Source organism: Pseudomonas sp. Tof1 (assembly GCF_055390395.1).
The window spans coordinates 2,464,964-2,482,260 of record NZ_AP024344.1 but is presented as its reverse complement, the minus strand read 5'-3'; the positions used below and the strand labels follow the sequence as shown (position 1 = coordinate 2,482,260).

The following is a 17,297-nucleotide window of genomic DNA, read 5'->3' as shown; positions in this document are numbered from 1 at the left end:
ACTTGGTTATGCGGCGTTAAAAACCGGCTCGGAATGCTCATTGACAACCAGTCAACTCCGCTTCCTCGCCGGTTTTTGCCTTGCCTAACCTGCGTTTCAAACAATTTCGTACACAGCCTACTGCTTACGCAACTGCCACACACGTGCTGCAGATACAGGCTCTAGCCTAGCAGAGCGCTGGCACCGGTGTAGGGTTTTTCTGACCCTTTGGACAGCCTGCATTCAACATTCGGCAACGGCCAGGCCAGCGCTATAACCCCCTGTGCTATCGAGTCCACGATCCAGCACTTTTGCGTCTGAACAGCGGCTGATCAGGACGCGGCCTCGATCACCCATTTCACCTTTTTCAGCGCTTCACGCAGCACCGTCATGTCCACCGAACCGAGCGCCAGGCGGATCGCATGGGGCACATGGGCCGAAACGGCAAAGGGCTCGGCGGTCGACACCGAGACGTTCAGGTCCAGCAGCGCCTTGGTGATCCGGTCCGCCCGCGCCTCCTCGGCCAGCGGCAGCCAGAGAAAGTAGGAGGCGGGATGGGTGATGCACGGCAACCCCGCCAGCACCTCGGCGGCCAGGGCCTGGCGGGCGCGGGCATCGCGGCGTTTTTCGGTTTCCAGGCGGGCGACCGTGCCATCCTCCAGCCAGGCACAGGCCAGGGCCGTCATCACCCCCGGCGTGTTCCAGGTGGTGGCCCTGATCGCCCGCTGCACCAGCGGCACCTGGGGCAACGGCACGGCGACAAAACCGACCCGCAGGCCGGTGGCGACATTCTTCGACAGCCCCGAAACATAAATCGTCCGCTCGGGCGCCAACGCGATCAGCGGTGCCGGTGGATCTTCGGCCAGGAACGCATAGGCACCGTCCTCGATCAGCCAGAGATCGTGCCGCCGGGCCAGGGCCACCAGGTGCTCGCGCTGCTCGAGATCCAGCACCCAGCCCAACGGGTTGTGCAGCGTCGGGATGGTGTAGAGCGCCCGCACGCGGCGTGTTCGACACAGTTGCTCGAGCGCCGCCAGGTCGGGCCCGTTCGGGAGCACGGGAATCGGCAGGATTTCCAGGTGCAGGGCCTCGGCGATCACCTTGAAACCGGAATAGGTCAAGGCATCGGCGGCGATCACGTCGCCAGGTTGCAGCAGCGCCATCATCGTCACCGCCAGGCCATGCTGGGCGCCGCCGACGATGAGCACCTGCTCGGGCGTGACCGTCACGCCACGCACCCGCAGATGGCGGGCCACGCTGTTGCGCTCGTGCTGGCGGCCCGCGTGGGGCTGGTAGCGCAGCAGGGACTCGAGGTCGCCCGACAGCGCCAGTTGGCGCAGGCCGTTGCGCAGCAGCTCCGACTGGCCTGGCAGCGAGGGATAGTTGAAGTTGAGGTCGGCCACGCCCACGGCGATTTCCGGCTGGTCGATGCCCTGCCCCGGCGGCAGGGTGGTTTCCCGGACGAAGGTGCCGCGCCCGGTCTCGCCGCTGACCAGGCCCATGTTCTCCAGCTCGCCATAGACCCGCGTGGCGGTGACCAGCGCCACCCCGTGGGTTTCGGCCAACTGCCGGTGGGTCGGCAGGCGGCTGCCCGGTGACAGCCTGCCCGAGCGGATATCCGCAGCGAGGGTGTCGACCAGCGTCTTGTAGCGCAGACGTGGCATGTGAAAGCGTATCCATGACAATTTTTTGATTGTCATCATGGTCGACCCTAGCATGCCCTTCATGCAACCCCCACGTGAGCCGAGGAGCCTGCTGCCGAATGGAACAGCTATCGAACCTGCAACAATCGACCACCCGCCAGCGCACGCAAGGATGGCTCAACGGCCTGATCGGCGTGGTGATTTTCAGTGGCTCGCTGCCCACCACACGGCTGGCGGTGCTGGAGTTCGACCCGGTGTTTCTCACGGTGGCCCGCGCCAGCATCGCCGGCTTGCTGGCGCTCGCCCTGCTCTGGATCTTCAGGGAACGGCGACCGGCCCGGGGCCAGTGGCTGTCGTTGCTGGTCGTGGCCCTGGGGGTCGTTGTCGGTTTTCCCTTGCTGACGGCACTGGCCCTGCAGCACGTGACCTCGGCGCACTCCATCGTCTTCGTCGGTTTGCTGCCGCTGGCCACGGCGATCTTTGGCGTGCTGCGCGGCGGTGAGCGGCCACGGCCGGCGTTCTGGTGCTTTTCGGTACTGGGCAGTCTGCTGGTGGTCGGTTATGCGCTGGCCCAGGGACTCAGCGCGTCGCCCGTGGGGGATCTGCTGATGCTGGCGGCGATTCTCGTCTGTGGCCTGGGTTATGCCGAAGGGGCCAGGCTGTCGCGCACCCTCGGCGGTTGGCAGGTGATCTGCTGGGCGCTGGTGCTGTCGTTGCCGGTGATGCTGGTATTGAGCGGGGTTTGCGCGCCGCCGAGCTTTTCGGGCATTACGCCGGCGGCCTGGGCCAGCCTGGGGTATGTGTCGCTGTTCAGTATGCTGATCGGGTTCGTGTTCTGGTACCGGGGGCTGGCTCAGGGAGGGATTGCCGCGGTGGGACAGTTGCAGTTGCTGCAGCCCTTCTTCGGCTTGGCGTTGGCGGCAACCTTGTTGCATGAGCGGGTGAGCGTGGGGATGGTGGGGGTGACGGTGGCGGTGATTTTCTGTGTGGCGGGGGCTCGCAGGTTTTCTCGGTAGAGGCTGGGAGAGCTTCTGAAAATCGAAGCGCGTTGCCGGCGTGATCGACGGCGCCGGAGACCGTCATGGAAAAACCTTATAAAACAATAAGAAAAGCCCTCTCTGAGAACGTCCTGAAGCGGGTCGATGAGGGTCTTTCCGGTCGAGATCCGACTCTCTTGATAGACTCTCTGCAACGTCACCACCCGGAGATCACTGTGCTTCGTACGTTTGAACGATGGCTCGACCCCTTCCCGCCCGACGAGGTGCCACCGCCGCCCATGGGCCTGCTGCGGTTCCTCTGGGCCTGCACCCGCGGCGCCCGCGGCTACATCCTCGCACTGGCACTGCTCAGCGCCGGGGTATCGATCTACGAAGCCTGGCTGTTTTCCTTCCTCGGGCAGGTGGTCGACCTGCTTTCCAGCTGGAAGGCCGGCGGCGCCGCCAGCGGCGAGGAAAGGCGCGTGCTGTGGGGCATCGGCATCGTGCTGCTGACCAGCATCGGCCTGGTGGCACTGCGCACCATGGTCCAGCACCAGGTCCTGGCGATCAATCTGCCGCTGCGGCTGCGCTGGGACTTCCACCGCCTGATGCTGCGGCAAAGCCTCTCGTTCTTTTCCGACGAGTTCTCCGGCCGGGTCACCACCAAGGTGATGCAGACGGCGCTGGCGGTACGCGAAGTGCTGTTCACCGTCATCGAGATCCTCCCCGGTATCGGCGTGTACTTCATTGCGATCATCGCGCTGGCCGGCGGCTTCGCCCTGAAGCTGATGCTGCCGTTCGTGGCCTGGGTCGCCCTGTTCGGGCTGGCCATGCTGTACTTCGTGCCGCGCCTGGGACAAGTCGGCCAGGAGCAGGCCCATGCGCGCTCGTCCATGACCGGGCGGGTCTCGGACGCCTACACCAATATCACCACCGTGAAGCTGTTCTCGCACTCCCGGCGCGAGGCACAGTTCGCCCGTGCGGCGATGGAAGACTTCAAGGACACCGGCTTTCGCCAGATGCGCCTGGTCAGCCAGTTCGAGATCGTCAACCAGGCGCTGGTGGTCGGCCTGATCCTGGGGGCCGGCGGTTATGCCCTGTGGCTGTGGCACCAGGGCGGGATCGGTACCGGTGCGGTCGCGGCGATCACCGCCATGGCCTTGCGGATCAACGGCATGTCGCACTGGATCATGTGGCAGATGACTTCGCTGTTCGAAAACATCGGCACCGTGCAGGATGGCATGGCCACCCTGACCCGCGGCCCCAAGGTGCAGGATGCGCCGAACGCCGGCGAACTGGTGACCTCGGGCGGCGCGGTCAGTTTCGATAACGTGAGCTTCAACTACAACGGTGAGCGCCAGGTGCTCGATGGCCTGAGCCTGCAGATCCGCGCGGGCGAAAAGATCGGCCTGGTGGGGCGTTCCGGCGCCGGCAAGTCCACGCTGATCAATCTGCTGCTGCGCTTCTACGACGTGGACCGCGGCGAAATCCGCATCGATGGGCAGAATATCGCCCAGGTCACCCAGGACAGCCTGCGCAGCGCCATCGGCATGGTCACCCAGGACACGTCCCTGCTGCACCGCTCCATCCGCGACAACATCGCCTACGGCCGCCCCGACGCGAGCGAAGCGCAGATTCGGGCCGCCGCGGCGAACGCCCAGGCCGACGGGTTCATCAGCCAACTGAGTGACCGGCAGGGCCATACCGGCTACGACACCCTGGTCGGTGAGCGCGGCATCAAGCTGTCGGGCGGGCAGCGCCAGCGCATCGCCATTGCCCGGGTGATGCTCAAGAACGCGCCGATCCTGCTGCTCGACGAGGCCACCAGCGCGCTGGATTCGGAGGTGGAAGTCGCCATCCAGGAAAGTCTCGACGAAATGATGGAGGGCAAGACCGTCATCGCCATCGCCCACCGGCTGTCCACCATCGCGGCCATGGACCGGCTCATCGTCATGGATGACGGGCGCATCATCGAACAGGGCACCCACAGCGAACTGCTGGAGAAGAACGGCACCTACGCCCGGCTCTGGCAGCACCAGAGTGGTGGATTCCTGGGCGAGGACCTGGGCGTGGTGGAAGCAGTGGAGTAGCGAGAGCCCTGCGCGGCGGTTGAGGTGAAAAGGCCCCGGAGAGCCTTTTCATCTCAACGCATGGGTAGCGCATCCGCGTTCGGCCACACGGCGGGACGCCTTTGCCGATTGGCTGTTCGCGCAATTCGAACAGTGCCGGGCGTCGTTGCACCTGGCCTGTCAGCCAGCGGGCCGTGCAACGGCGGCCAGGCCGCGGCGCCGGATCAGCCAGTACACCGCGGGAATCACGAACAGGGAAAGCAGGGGTGCGGTCAGCATGCCGCCGACCATCGGCACCGCAATACGGCTCATGACTTCACTGCCGGTACCGCTGCTCCAGAGGATCGGCAAGAGCCCGGCGACGATCACCGCCACGGTCATCGCCTTGGGCCGGATACGTTGCACCGCGCCTTCGCCGATCGACGCCAGCAGCGCCGACTGCGTGCACTCGCCGTTGGCCTGTCGCTCGGCCCAGGCATTGTTCAGGTAGATCAGCATGATCACCCCGAACTCCGCCGCCACCCCGGCCAGGGCGATGAAGCCGACACCGGTGGCCACCGACAGGTTGAAGCCCATCAGGTACAGCAGCCACACGCCACCGGTCAGGGCAAAAGGCAAGGTGCCCATGATCAGCAGCGCTTCGCCAAGACGGCCGAAGGTCAGGTAGAGCAGCACGAAGATGATCGCCAGGGTCGCCGGTACCACCCAGGCCAGACGTGCGTTGGCCCGCTCCAGGTACTCGAACTGACCGGAGTAGCTCAGGCTCATGCCGGGCTCGAGCCTGACCTCGCGTTCCACCGCCTGGCGCAGGTCGGCCACCACCGATGAGAGGTCACGACCGCGTACGTCGATGTACACCCAGCCGGAGGGACGGGCGTTCTCGCTTTTGAGCATCGGCGGCCCGTCGGCAATGCCCACACGCGCCACGCTGCCGAGGGTGATCTGGCTACCCTGCGCGGTGTAGATCGGCAGTTGCCGCAGGGTTTCGACAGAGTCGCGCCATTCACGCGGGTAACGCAGGCTGATCGGGTAGCGCGCCAGGCCCTCGACGGTCTCGCCGATGTTGTCGCCACCGATGGCTCCGGCGACGATGGCCTGCACGTCGGCAATGTTCAGGCCGTAACGCGCCGCAGCCTGGCGGTCGATATCGAGGTCGATGTAGCGTCCGCCGGTCAAACGCTCGGCCAGGGCCGAGGTCACGCCGGGCACGCCCCTGGCGACCCGCTCGATGGCCTGGGTCACGTGGTCGATCCGGGCCAGGTCGTTACCGGCCACCTTGACCCCGATCGGGCTCTTGACCCCGGTGGCGAGCATGTCGATCCGATTGCGGATCGGCGGGATCCAGATATTGGTCAGGCCTGGCACGTGCACGGTACGGTCGAGCTCCTCGACCAGTTTCTCGCTGGTCATGCCCGGGCGCCACTGAGCCTTCGGCTTGAGCCGCACGATGGTCTCGAACATTTCCAGCGGTGCCGGATCGGTGGCCGACTCCGCGCGCCCCGCCTTGCCGAACACGCTGGCCACCTCGGGCACCGTGCGAATCAGCCGGTCGGTGCGCTGCAGCAACTGCGAAGCCTGTTGCGCCGACAGCCCTGGCAGGGCCGAGGGCATGTACAGCAGGTCCCCCTCATCCAGCGGCGGCAGGAATTCCCCGCCCAGGTGGGTCAATGGCCACAGGCTGCTGAGCAGGATCAACAGGGCGCCCAGCAGTGTCATCAGCGGGCGCCGCAGTACAACCGCCAGGGCCGGGCGGTACAGGCGGATCAGCCCCCGATTGAGCGGGTTATGCTGCTCCGCCGGCAGCGGCCCGCGAATCCAGTAGCCCATCAGCACCGGCACCAGGGTCACGGCCAGGCCGGCGGCGGCGGCCATGGCGTAGGTCTTGGTGAAGGCCAGCGGTGCGAACAAGCGTCCCTCCTGGGCCTGCAGGGTGAACACCGGGACGAACGACAGGGTGATGATCATCAGGCTGAAGAACAGCGCCGGCCCCACCTCGATGGCCGCCTCGGTCATGACCTGCCAGTGCTGTTCGCCGTGCAGCAAGCGCCCCGGATTGAGCCTGTGCCAGGCCTCTACCCGCTTGTGCGCATTCTCGATCATCACCACGGCGGCATCGACCATCGCGCCGATGGCGATGGCAATCCCGCCCAGCGACATGATGTTGGCGTTGATGCCCTGGTGACGCATGACGATCAGCGCGACCAGCACCCCCACCGGCAGCGAGATGATCGCCACCAGCGACGAGCGCAGATGCCAGAGGAATGCCGCGCACACCAGGGCGACCACGATGAACTCCTCGATCAGCTTGTGGCCGAGGTTGTCGACGGCGCGGTCGATCAACTGGCTGCGATCATAGGTGGTGACCAGTTCGACGCCGGCGGGCAGGCTCTTCTTCAGCGCCTGGAGCTTGTCCTTGACGCGGGCAATCGCCTCCCGCGCATTCTTGCCACTGCGCAGGATCACCACGCCCCCCACGGCCTCCCCCTGGCCATCCAGCTCGCCAATGCCGCGGCGCGCCTCCGGCCCCCGTTGCACCCTGGCCACATCGCCCAGCGTCACCGGCGCCCCCTGGGCGCTCAGGCGCAGGGGATGGCACGGAAATCGTCCAGCGTCTTCAGGTAGCCCGAGGCCCGCACCATGAACTCGGCCTCACCCTGTTCGAGTACGCCGCCCCCGGTTTCCTGGTTGGCCTTGCCGATGGCCTGCGCCACTTCTTCCTGGGTGATGCCGAGGCTGGCCATGCGCAACGGATCGAGCACCACCTGGTACTGCCTGACCATGCCACCGATGCTCGCCACCTCGGCGACATCCGGCAGGGTCTTGAGCTCGAAGCGCAGGAACCAGTCCTGCAGGCTGCGCAACTGCGACAGGTCATGCCCGCCGCTGCGATCGACCAGGGCGTACTGGTAGATCCAGCCCACCCCGGTGGCATCCGGGCCGAGCACGGGCCTGGCCGAGGCTGGCAGGCGCGACTGCACCTGGCTCAGGTACTCCAGTACCCGCGAACGCGCCCAGTACAGGTCGGTCCCGTCCTCGAACAGCACATAGACAAAGCTGTCGCCGTACGCCGAATAGCCGCGCACGGTCCTGGCGCCCGGCACCGAAAGCATGGTCGTGGTCAGCGGATAGGTGACCTGGTTTTCGACGATCTGCGGCGCCTGCCCCGGATAGGAGGTGCGGATGATCACTTGCGCGTCCGACAGGTCCGGCAACGCATCGATCGGCAGGCTGCGCAGTGAAAACAGCCCCCACGCCAGCAGAAACAGCGTGATGAGCAGCACCAGGATGCGGTTGCCCACCGACCAGCGAATCAGTTTCTCGATCATGGTCGGCTCTCCCTGGCAGGCGCTGCCGAGGCTGACGGAATGTCCGGTGCCGTCGTGGCCTCGATACCCTTGAGGCTGGCTTCGGAATCGATCAGGAACTGTCCCGAGGCCACCACCTTCTGCCCCGCCTGCAGCCCTTGCAGCACCGCGACCTGGCCGTTGCTCTCCAGCCCCAGCCGCACCTGTACCGGACGGAAACGTCCCTGGTCCTCGGCCAGCATCACCATGTCGCGCTTGCCGCTGCGGATCACCGCTTCGGCCGGCAACAGCAGGCTGTCATCGGCCTGTTCGTCCGGATGCAGGGTGACTTGCGCGGTCATGCCCGGGCGCAGCCGCCCCTCGCGATTGGGCAGTTCGATACGCAGGCGCAAGGTGCGGCTCTGCAGGTCGGCGTCGGCGAGCATGGCGGTCAGCCTGCCCGGGATCACCTCGCCGGGATACGCCGGCAGGCGTGCCTCTATCGCCTGCCCTTCGCGCAGGCCGCCGGCCTGGCCTTCCGGCACCGCGGCCTCAAGCCAGACATTGAGCACGCCATTGATCCGCGCCAGGGTCGCCCCCGGCATCAGCGCCATGCCCGGACGCAACTCCAGCGCCTGGATCACCCCCGTGCCGGGCGCCACCAGCGTCACCCGGTTCTGCACCTGGCCGCTGCGCGCAACCCGCCCGATCAGCTCGGCGGGCATCCCCGCCAGCAACAGACGCTGGCGCGCCGCCGCCTGCAACCCCGCATCCCCCAAGCGACGCAGGGCCAGAAACTCCTCCTGCAACCCGACCCACTCCGGTGCCAGGACATCCGCCAACGGCGCCCCCTTGACCACCCTGTCGCCCGTGGCCCGGCCATAGGTACGTTCGACGAAGCCCGCGGTGCGGGCCTGCAGCACGCTGAAGTCCCGCTCATCGTAGGCCAGCACGCCGCTGACCAGCAGCGAACGCTGCAGCCGTCCGGGGGTTGCCGTTGCCAGGCGCACCCCCAGGTTCTGCTGCACCCCCTGGGTGATCTGCACCGCCGGCTGCATCTGCCCGGCATCGGCCTCGGCGTACTTGGCCACCAGTTGCATGTCCATGAACGGTGACTTGCCGGGGGCCGAAAAATGCTGCTGCGGGTACATCGGGTCGTACCAGTACAGCGCCTTCTGCTCGTCGGCAACCGGCGCAGGCCCGCCACGGCCCTCCTGCGCCAGCCAATAGCCCGCCGCGACACCCGCGGCCAGTGCAAACACCACGCTCAATCCGATAGAGGTCCGCTTCATGCCCGCACCTCTCCATAGACGAAGTGCAGCCGCGCGGCCGTCGCCGCCAGTTGCCCCTGCCAATCGATATCCTGCAGCCACGCCTGCACCCGCTGGCGCCGTGCCTCAAGCACCTCTGCCAGGGCCAACTTGCCCGCCCGGTAGTCGGCCAGGGCCAGGTGCACCCGCTCCTCGGCCAACGGCAGCAGTGTCTGGCGACTGCGTGTCACCGCCCGTTGCAGGCGCTGGTACTCGGCCAGGTCCGCTTCCAGTTGCGCGGTGTGCTCACGCAGCAACGCCTCGCGCTCGTCTTCGAGCTGCCGCACCTGCGCCTGTCGCGCGGCAATCGTCGGGTCCTGGCGTGATCCGCTGAACAGCGGCAACTGGAAGCTGACCTGCACACTGACCATGTTGCTGAAGTCCGGCCCACGCCGCTGGTAATCCACCTGCCATCCCCAGTCCGATTTCTTCTCGGCCTGCGCCTGATGCACCTGGGCCTGCGCCTCGCGGGTCATGGCCCCATAGGCCGCCAGTTCCGGATGGTCATGCAGGGCATGCAGGTAGTGCGGTGCATCCACGGCCCATTCGGGGAATGCCCGCGCCCGAGGGTCGCTGTCCTGCCCGACCCAGCGTTTGAGCGCCGCTCGCGCCTGGCTCGCCTGGCTCGACAACCGGTCTTTCTGCTCATCCAGTTGCGCCGCCTCCTGTTGCGGCGCCAACGCATCGGCCGTCGCGCCTCCGCCGCCGGCCAGCCGTGCGCGCACGACCGCGGCGAGCAAAGCGTTTTCGCGGTAAAACTCGTCGAATTGCTGCAACTTGCGCTGCACCGTATAGGCCGCGATCCAGGCCTGCGCCGTGGCTGCGCGCACCTTCAGGCGCTCGACCACGGCCTCGGCATCGGCCCGCTCGACAGCCGCCTGGGCCGTCTCGACCCGCGCCTTGCGCTTGTCACGGTTGGGCACCTCCTGCGCCAGGCCGACCACCTGCATGGTCATGAAGTCGCGATTGGCATTCCAGCGGTCGCTACCGTCCACCGGCAGGTTCTGTACCCCCAGGTTCAAACGTGGATCGGGCAGTTCACCGGCCGGCAGCACCGCATGGCGTGCCGCCGACATCTGCTCCTGGCGCGCCTGGAGAGAAGGCGCGTTGCGCTCGGCCAGTTGCAGCGCATCGTCCAGGGAAAGTGAAGCCGCCTGCACCGACAGGGTCGGCAGCAGGATCACCAGGGCGGCCATCGGCGTCAGCCCTGCATGAAGACGTGGGAAAGTCATGAAGAGGATTCCTCGAAAAAACCGGCGCATGCGCGCATGCCATCGTCCGGCCGCGAGGGCGGAACGATGCTCTTGGGTTTACGAAGGAATCAGGCGCGGGGCGGTCGCCACAGGTCGGGCGCAGCCCGGGTCAGCAGGTTCCGCGCATAGCTGTCAGCCAGGCCTGGCGCGGCAAAGGGCATGGCGGGCTCAGCCAGGTTGACCTGGAGCACGCTCGCGGTGCTGCACTCCTGGCCGACCTTGCAGGCCTTGGAGCCATGATGGGAGGACTGTCCCTGGTCCTGACAGCAGTCGTGCTGCATCCCCGCCATCCTGTTCATCCCCGCGGCCTGCATCGGGCAGGGTTCGACGGATGAGTCGATCCCCGCCATCCCGTTGAAGGGAAGCGCGAGAACAAGCATCAGGAGGGTGAGCCGTCGCAGCAGGTCGATCATGCCGGTGAGTGTAAGTGAGTTCCGTTAGCTCGACATTAACAACCTTCACACTCGTGCCCCGCAGGAACGACGTTCCAACCCCTGGCGTTCACCCTCGGCCTCATTCAGGCCCCTGAACCTGTCAGGGCCGCCAGTGCGCTGCGCAGCGACGCCTGCTCGGTGAGCTGGTAAAGCTGCAACTCATCCAGCGTCTCCCGGCCCAGTGCGCGCTGGAAGGCGTCGCGGTTGGCCAGTTCCGCGTAATGGGCCTGGGCATGGTCACCGAGGTTGGACTGGAAGATCCCCGCCGCACTGACCGGCAGGAAGTCTTCGTAGACCAGAGGCTCATAGGCCAGCTCCCCACTGGCCAGTAGCGCCTCGACGTCCCGGGACACCCCACCGGCCGCCAGGCCCTTGTCCGTCGCCCGGTAGCGGAAGAACGCCAGTTGCTCGCGGCGCAAGGTCTCGTAGTCATCCGGGAAGGCCTTGAACGCCTCGGCCAGCAGTTCACTGTAACGCTGCGCATTGGCTTCCGAGGGGAATCCCCCCAGCGCCTCGCGGGCCTGCCCCAGCAAGGCGTCGTACAGTGCACGGCCTTTCGGGGTCAACGCCACGCCGCGCTGCTCGATCTCGCCGAAACGCGCCGAGTGACTGCCCTGCTCCGGGCCCTGCGGGCCGACGAAGTCGATGGCCTCATTGAGGGCCTTGAAGCTGGTCTGACGCAGCAGGATCGGGCAGCGACGACGTGGCGGCCCCTCGATCACCGCCTTGGGCGTGATACCACGGCCGGGCATGTCGGCCTGCACCTGGTCGATGTCCAGGGTGCGCGGCGTCAGGTGGTTGATGTGCGGCCCCTTGAACGCGACCACATCGGCGATCAGGCGATGGGCACCGTCCAGGCGCTGGTAATCGGCCAGGCTGACGGTGGCCTGGCCGTGCCAGCGGAAGGTTTCCAGTGCCTGGGTGACGAACTCGTCAGCCGCCGCGGCATCGAGGCCGCCGTCGCGCTCGGCCTGGGCGATCAGTTCCAGCACCCGTGGGGTGAAGATCTGCCGCGCCGCCAGGGTGCGCTCGGCGAAGGCCCGCAGCTCGGTGTCCTGGATCAGTTCCAGGCGCAACAGCGAGGTGAATACCCGGAACGGGCTGGCGCGCAAGGCGCTTTCGTCCACCGCGCGAAAGGCCGTGGAATGCACCGGTACACCGGCCGGGGTCAGGTCGTAGTAACCCACCGGCTGCATGCCCATGACCGCGAACAGCCGGCCCATGGTCGCCAGCTCCGCGGCGGTGCCGACGCGGATCGCGCCGTGGCGCTCCAGGTCCAGCCGCTCCAGCTCGCCGGTATGGGCCAGCGCCTGCGCCACGGCCGGCTGCGCCGCCAGGGTATGGCGGTTGGTGTCGGCCACCAGTTGCATCAGGTCGCCATACAGCGGCACCTCCTGCTGGTACATGGCGCTCATGGCCCGGGAAAAGTCGGCACGAATACGATCAGGCGAAACAAGGGTGCTCATCAGGCAGGTCTCCGCTCAGGCCAGTTGCGCCAGGCATTGTTCAAGGATGTTCAGGCCATCTTCCAGAATGGCCGGTTCGATGGTCAACGGTGGCAGCAGCCGGATGATATGCCGCGCCTTGCCGCTCGGCATCAGCAGCAGGCCGGCTTCGCGGGCGCTGGCCAGCACGGCGGCCAGATGCTGCGGCGCCGGGCTGCCATCGGCATTGACCAGTTCCAGGCCACGCATCGCGCCGACCCCGGTCAGGCGGCCGACGCAGGCAAAGCGTTCTTTCCAGGCGGCGTGATACCGGGCGATCAGCGTGCCCTGCCCTTCGCCCCAGCGCGAAAGGTTGTCATCGCTCATCTGCCCCAGCGTCGCCAGGCCGGCGGCGCAGGCCAGCGGGTTGCCGGAATAGGTGCCGCCCAACCCGCCTTTGGGCAGGGCGTCGAGCAGTTCACGGCGGCCGACCACCGCCCCAGCGGCACCCCGCCGGCCATGCTCTTGCCGAGCAGCAGCAGGTCCGGTTCGATGCCCAGCCGGGTAAAGGCAAAACGCTCGCCGGTGCGGCCGAAGCCCGACTGCACCTCATCGATCACCAGCACGATGCCGTGGCGGTCGCAGAAGGCCCGCAACGGCTTGGCGAAATCCGCATCCAGGGCCAGGAAGCCCCCCTCGCCCTGCACCGCCTCGATGAAGATCGCGCCGATGTCCTCGACCGCAATTTCCACGCTGACCAGGCGCTCCAGTGCCTTGAGCGCCTGCTCGGCGGTGACGCCGCTGTCGGCACTGGGGTACGGCAGGTGAAACACCGGCCCCGGCAGGCTGCCGACCTTCTGCTTGTACGGCGCCACCTTGCCGTTGAGATTCAAGGTGGCCAGGGTGCGGCCATGAAAGCCGCCATCGAAGGCCACCACGCCACTGCGCCCGGTAGTACCGCGAACGATCTTCAGGGCGTTTTCCGCCGCCTCCGCGCCGCTGTTGGTGAGCATGCCCGACAGCGCATAGCTGACCGGCACGAACGCGGCCAATGCCCGCAGGTAGGCGCCATATTGGTCGTGGGGTACGGCATTGAACGCGGCGTGGGTCATGCGCCCGGCCTGCTCGCGAATGGCCGCCACCACCGCCTCGTTGCAGTGCCCGAGGTTGAGGACGCCGATACCGCCGATGAAATCGATGTAGCGCTTGCCGGCGCTGTCCCAGACAAGTGCGTTGCGTCCGTGGGTCAGCTCCACAGGGTGAACGATGTTGATCGATTGGCTGATGCAATCCTGATTCATGGCCCGCTGCCGTTCCTGGTGAAAGTGCCTCCATTCAAGCGAGCAGGTACGGGCAAGACAAACGATAAATAGTCGCGGGTTCATTCCTTTCAGTCATGAAGTCGCGCTATCACCCCAAGAACCCCACCCTACATCCCTGCCATAGACGGATAAAACTGAAAAACTCGTTCTGAACCCACACCCTCTCTGCCCATTGAATTCCAGGAAGGAATGATATTTGGAATTTTGCTCGTTTGTTCGACCAGGCTCTCGGCGCCGATACTGCCCCCTGTCAATTGTGCCTGTCGTCACGCCAAAGGAGTCCGAATCATGATCAGTCAACTGCTGCAACGCCTGGGGGTGCCCGCCCACGCTTATAGCGAAGGCACCTACGCGGTCCATACCCCCATCGATGGCAGCCGTATCGGCTCGGTCAAGCTTGAGGATCGCGAACAGGTGCTGTCGCGCATCGCCACCGCCCAGCGTGCCTTCCAGGCCTGGCGCCAGGTGCCGGCGCCGCGTCGTGGCGAGCTGGTGCGGGTGTTCGGCGAAGTGCTGCGCGAGCACAAGGCCGACCTCGGCGAGCTGGTGTCCATCGAGGCCGGCAAGATCACCCAGGAAGGCCTGGGTGAAGTGCAGGAAATGATCGATATCTGCGACTTCGCGGTGGGCCTGTCGCGCCAGCTGTACGGCCTGACCATCGCCTCCGAGCGTCCTGGCCACCACATGCGCGAGACCTGGCATCCGCTGGGCGTGGTCGGGGTGATCAGCGCCTTCAACTTCCCGGTCGCGGTCTGGGCCTGGAACACCGCCCTGGCGCTGGTCTGCGGCAACGCGGTGATCTGGAAACCGTCGGAAAAGACCCCGCTGACCGCCCTGGCCAGCCAGGCGCTGCTGGAGAAGGCCCTGGCCCGTTTCGGCGAGGCCCCTGAAGGCCTGGCGCAACTGATCATCGGCGACCGCCAGGCCGGCGAAGTACTGGTGGACGACACCCGCGTCGCCCTGGTCAGCGCCACCGGCAGCACCCGCATGGGCCGCGAAGTGGGCCCACGGGTCGCCGCGCGCTTCGGCCGCAGCATCCTGGAACTGGGCGGCAACAACGCCATGATCCTGGCCCCGAGTGCCGACCTGGACCTGGCGGTACGCGCCGTGCTGTTCAGCGCCGTCGGCACCGCCGGCCAGCGTTGCACCACCCTGCGTCGCCTGTTCGTGCACAACTCGGTCAAGGCCGAGGTGGTGGCCCGGGTCAAATCCGCCTACGGCAAGGTGCGGATCGGCGACCCGCGGGAAGGCAACCTGATCGGCCCGCTGATCGACCAGCAGAGCTTCAACGCCATGCAGAACGCCCTGACCCAGGCGCGCGACGAAGGCGGCCAGGTGTTCGGCGGTGAACGCCAGCTCGCCGACCGGTACCCGAACGCCTACTACGTCAGCCCGGCGCTGGTGGAAATGCCGGGCCAGTCCGCCGTGGTACGCCACGAAACCTTCGCGCCGATTCTCTACGTCATCGGCTATGACGATTTCGACGAGGCGCTGCGCCTGAACAACGAAGTGCCCCAGGGCCTGTCGTCGTGCATTTTCACCACCGACGTGCGCGAGGCCGAAGCCTTCCAGAGCGCAACCGGCAGCGACTGCGGCATCGCCAACGTCAACATCGGCACCAGCGGCGCGGAAATCGGCGGTGCGTTCGGCGGCGAGAAGGAGACCGGCGGCGGCCGCGAATCCGGCTCCGATGCCTGGAAAGGCTACATGCGGCGCCAGACCAACACCGTGAACTACTCCCGCGAGCTGCCGCTGGCCCAGGGCATCGTGTTCGACTGACCGCTATCCGGGGTCATCGCCGGTCGGTGACCCCGCTCTCTTCAGGTTGTCGAAATGCGGCGTCATTTCGACACCGCCGCGCGGGACGCCAGCCGACCCTACCGCCGATAAGCCTTGCCGAAGTGCCGTTCCAGTCGCGACTGCACCAGCTCCAGCAGGATCGACAGCAACCAGTAGATAACCGCCGCGGTGGTCAGCATCTCCATGTAGCGATAGCTGGAGCGGCCGTAGGACTGCGCCAGGAACATCACTTCCCACACCCCCATCACCGAGATCAGCGACGAGTCCTTGAGCATGGAGATGAACTGGTTGGCGGTGGGTGGAATGATCACCCGCATGGCCTGGGGCAGGATGACGTGCCGGAAGATCTGCCGCGAGCGCATGCCCAACGCCAGTGCCGCCTCCCGCTGCCCCCGGGCAACGCCCAGGATGCCGGCGCGGAAGATCTCGCTCAGGTAAGCCCCGTAGTTGAGCGACAAGGCAATGATGCCGGCACTGATTGCCCCTGGCACCATGCCCAGTTGCGGCAGCCCCAGGTAGATCAACAGGATCTGGATCAGCAGCGGCGTACCGCGGAAGAACGAGGTATAGAAGCTGGCAATCCCCACCAGGACCGCGCTGTTCGACAACCGCGCCAGGGCGGCGGCGAAACCGAACAACACCGAGACCACCATCGAGCACAGGCACAGGAACAGGGTCAGCGCCGCACCCTGCAGGAAGCCGTTCGGCCCCAGTTTGAAACCGGCCAGGTTCGGGAACTTCTCCAGGATGATCGAGAATTTCAGGTCAAAGCTCAGGAAGAACGCCACGAACAGAACGAACAGCGCCAGCCAGGTCAGGTACAGGCGCGTGCGAAAACCCAACAGGCGCGTGCCCGCGGCCTTGGCCACGGGCTTCGGGGAAGGTTCGAAGGCACTCATTTACTGATGTCGGCGCCGATCCATTTCTGCGACAGACGAGCCAGGGTGCCGTCGCTCTTGAGTTCGGCGAACACCTGACGCACCTTCGCCTCCCACTCGGGGTCGCCCTTCTCAATGGCGACCGAGTTGGGCTCCTCATACAGCGGGGCACCGGCCAGCTTGAAACGCTTGTCCTGGTTCAGGCGCGGTTGCGCGGTCACCAGGTTGGTCAGGATGGCATCCAGACGGACCCCGGCGCCCAGTCCCAGGTCCTGGAAGGCCACGTTGTCGGTGTCGTAGGGCGCGATCTGGACGAAGTCGAAGGGATAATCGATCTTCTGGTCTTCGGCACCTTCGATCACCAGGTTCTTGTTCAGGTAGCTCTCGTAGCTGGAGGCGCTGGTCAGGCCCACCTTGCGACCGTCCAGGTCCTTGGCCGAATGAATGCGGTCATCCTGGGCGTTGACCACGATCACCGCCGGCGAGGCGTAGTACTCGACCGGGAAATCGAAGACTTCGGCCCGCGCCTTGCTCGGCGTCATCGAGCAGATGCACAGGTCATAGCGGCCGCTCCAGCGACCGGCGGCGATCACGTCCCAGGAAGGTGTTTCCAGGCGCAGCTTGACGCCCAGCTTCTGCGCGACCGCCTTGGCCACGTCCACGTCGAAGCCATCGAGCTGGTTCTGCTCGTTCAGGAAGGAAAACGGCGGATAGCTTTCCATCAGCACATTGACCAGTTCCTTGCGTGACTCGACCCGATCCAGCGTGACACCGGCAACAGCCTGTGAAGCAGCGGCAAGGGCGAGCAGCCCTGCGCCCAGCAAGGAAGGAAAACGCATATAAGTACCTGAAAAGTTGGCTGAAAACGAATTTCAGCTATTTAATAGCTATAAGCGCACTGAACATAGTGAATTTTCTTCATAA

At 66.1% G+C, this 17,297-nt stretch carries 10 protein-coding genes and 2 pseudogenes; 3 read left to right on the top strand and 9 right to left on the bottom strand.

Going from position 1 to position 17,297, the window contains the following annotated elements; all coding sequences use genetic code 11:
• Positions 1–311: 311 nt before the first annotated feature.
• Positions 312–1,643 carry an aminotransferase-like domain-containing protein gene (locus tag ACZ5KU_RS11500; protein WP_464737171.1) on the bottom strand — a complete coding sequence of 444 codons (1,332 nt, stop codon included), beginning with the start codon at positions 1,641–1,643 and terminating at the stop codon, positions 312–314.
• A gap of 98 nt (positions 1,644–1,741) precedes the next feature.
• Here ACZ5KU_RS11500 and ACZ5KU_RS11495 point away from each other — a divergent pair, with 98 nt between their 5' ends.
• Together ACZ5KU_RS11495 and ACZ5KU_RS11490 are read left to right on the top strand one after the other, a co-directional pair.
• Positions 1,742–2,638, top strand: coding sequence for a DMT family transporter (locus tag ACZ5KU_RS11495; protein WP_464737170.1), 897 nt, complete (start codon positions 1,742–1,744; stop codon positions 2,636–2,638).
• A gap of 197 nt (positions 2,639–2,835) precedes the next feature.
• Complete coding sequence (locus tag ACZ5KU_RS11490) at positions 2,836–4,689, top strand: ABC transporter ATP-binding protein (protein WP_054062734.1); 1,854 nt, start codon at positions 2,836–2,838, stop codon at positions 4,687–4,689.
• A 159-nt stretch (positions 4,690–4,848) separates the two neighbouring features.
• Here the strand turns inward: ACZ5KU_RS11490 and ACZ5KU_RS11485 are convergent.
• From ACZ5KU_RS11485 to ACZ5KU_RS11460, 6 genes and pseudogenes are all read right to left on the bottom strand, one after another.
• Positions 4,849–7,994, bottom strand: a pseudogene (locus ACZ5KU_RS11485) (efflux RND transporter permease subunit).
• The gene (locus ACZ5KU_RS11480) at positions 7,991–9,244 is read right to left on the bottom strand and encodes an efflux RND transporter periplasmic adaptor subunit (protein WP_081009833.1); all 1,254 of its coding nucleotides are present in this window, start codon (positions 9,242–9,244) and stop codon (positions 7,991–7,993) included. The pseudogene ACZ5KU_RS11485 and the gene ACZ5KU_RS11480 overlap by 4 nt, the downstream one beginning before the upstream one ends.
• A complete protein-coding gene (locus ACZ5KU_RS11475) occupies positions 9,241–10,494 on the bottom strand; it encodes a TolC family protein (RefSeq protein ID WP_464737169.1) in 1,254 nt (417 codons plus the stop codon). Before ACZ5KU_RS11475 ends, ACZ5KU_RS11480 begins: the two co-directional genes overlap by 4 nt.
• 89 nt (positions 10,495–10,583) lie before the next feature.
• Entirely contained in the window at positions 10,584–10,928 is a 345-nt protein-coding gene (locus tag ACZ5KU_RS11470) for a hypothetical protein (protein WP_416772843.1), read from the bottom strand.
• Positions 10,929–11,032: 104 nt separating this feature from the next.
• Entirely contained in the window at positions 11,033–12,415 is a 1,383-nt protein-coding gene (hglS, locus tag ACZ5KU_RS11465; RefSeq protein ID WP_464737168.1) for a 2-oxoadipate dioxygenase/decarboxylase HglS, read from the bottom strand.
• A gap of 15 nt (positions 12,416–12,430) precedes the next feature.
• Positions 12,431–13,674: pseudogene (locus ACZ5KU_RS11460) on the bottom strand (2-aminoadipate transaminase).
• A 309-nt stretch (positions 13,675–13,983) separates the two neighbouring features.
• Between ACZ5KU_RS11460 and amaB the strand changes: the two are divergent.
• On the top strand, positions 13,984–15,474 hold the full coding sequence (gene amaB, locus ACZ5KU_RS11455; protein WP_273825644.1) for an L-piperidine-6-carboxylate dehydrogenase: 1,491 nt from the start codon (positions 13,984–13,986) through the stop codon (positions 15,472–15,474).
• A gap of 98 nt (positions 15,475–15,572) precedes the next feature.
• Here the strand turns inward: amaB and ACZ5KU_RS11450 are convergent, their stop codons facing one another.
• Both ACZ5KU_RS11450 and ACZ5KU_RS11445 read right to left on the bottom strand, forming a co-directional pair.
• Complete coding sequence (locus tag ACZ5KU_RS11450; RefSeq protein WP_054060789.1) at positions 15,573–16,394, bottom strand: amino acid ABC transporter permease; 822 nt, start codon at positions 16,392–16,394, stop codon at positions 15,573–15,575.
• Positions 16,391–17,212 carry an ABC transporter substrate-binding protein gene (locus tag ACZ5KU_RS11445; protein ID WP_054062740.1) on the bottom strand — a complete coding sequence of 274 codons (822 nt, stop codon included), beginning with the start codon at positions 17,210–17,212 and terminating at the stop codon, positions 16,391–16,393. Before ACZ5KU_RS11445 ends, ACZ5KU_RS11450 begins: the two co-directional genes overlap by 4 nt.
• Positions 17,213–17,297 lie beyond the last annotated feature (85 nt).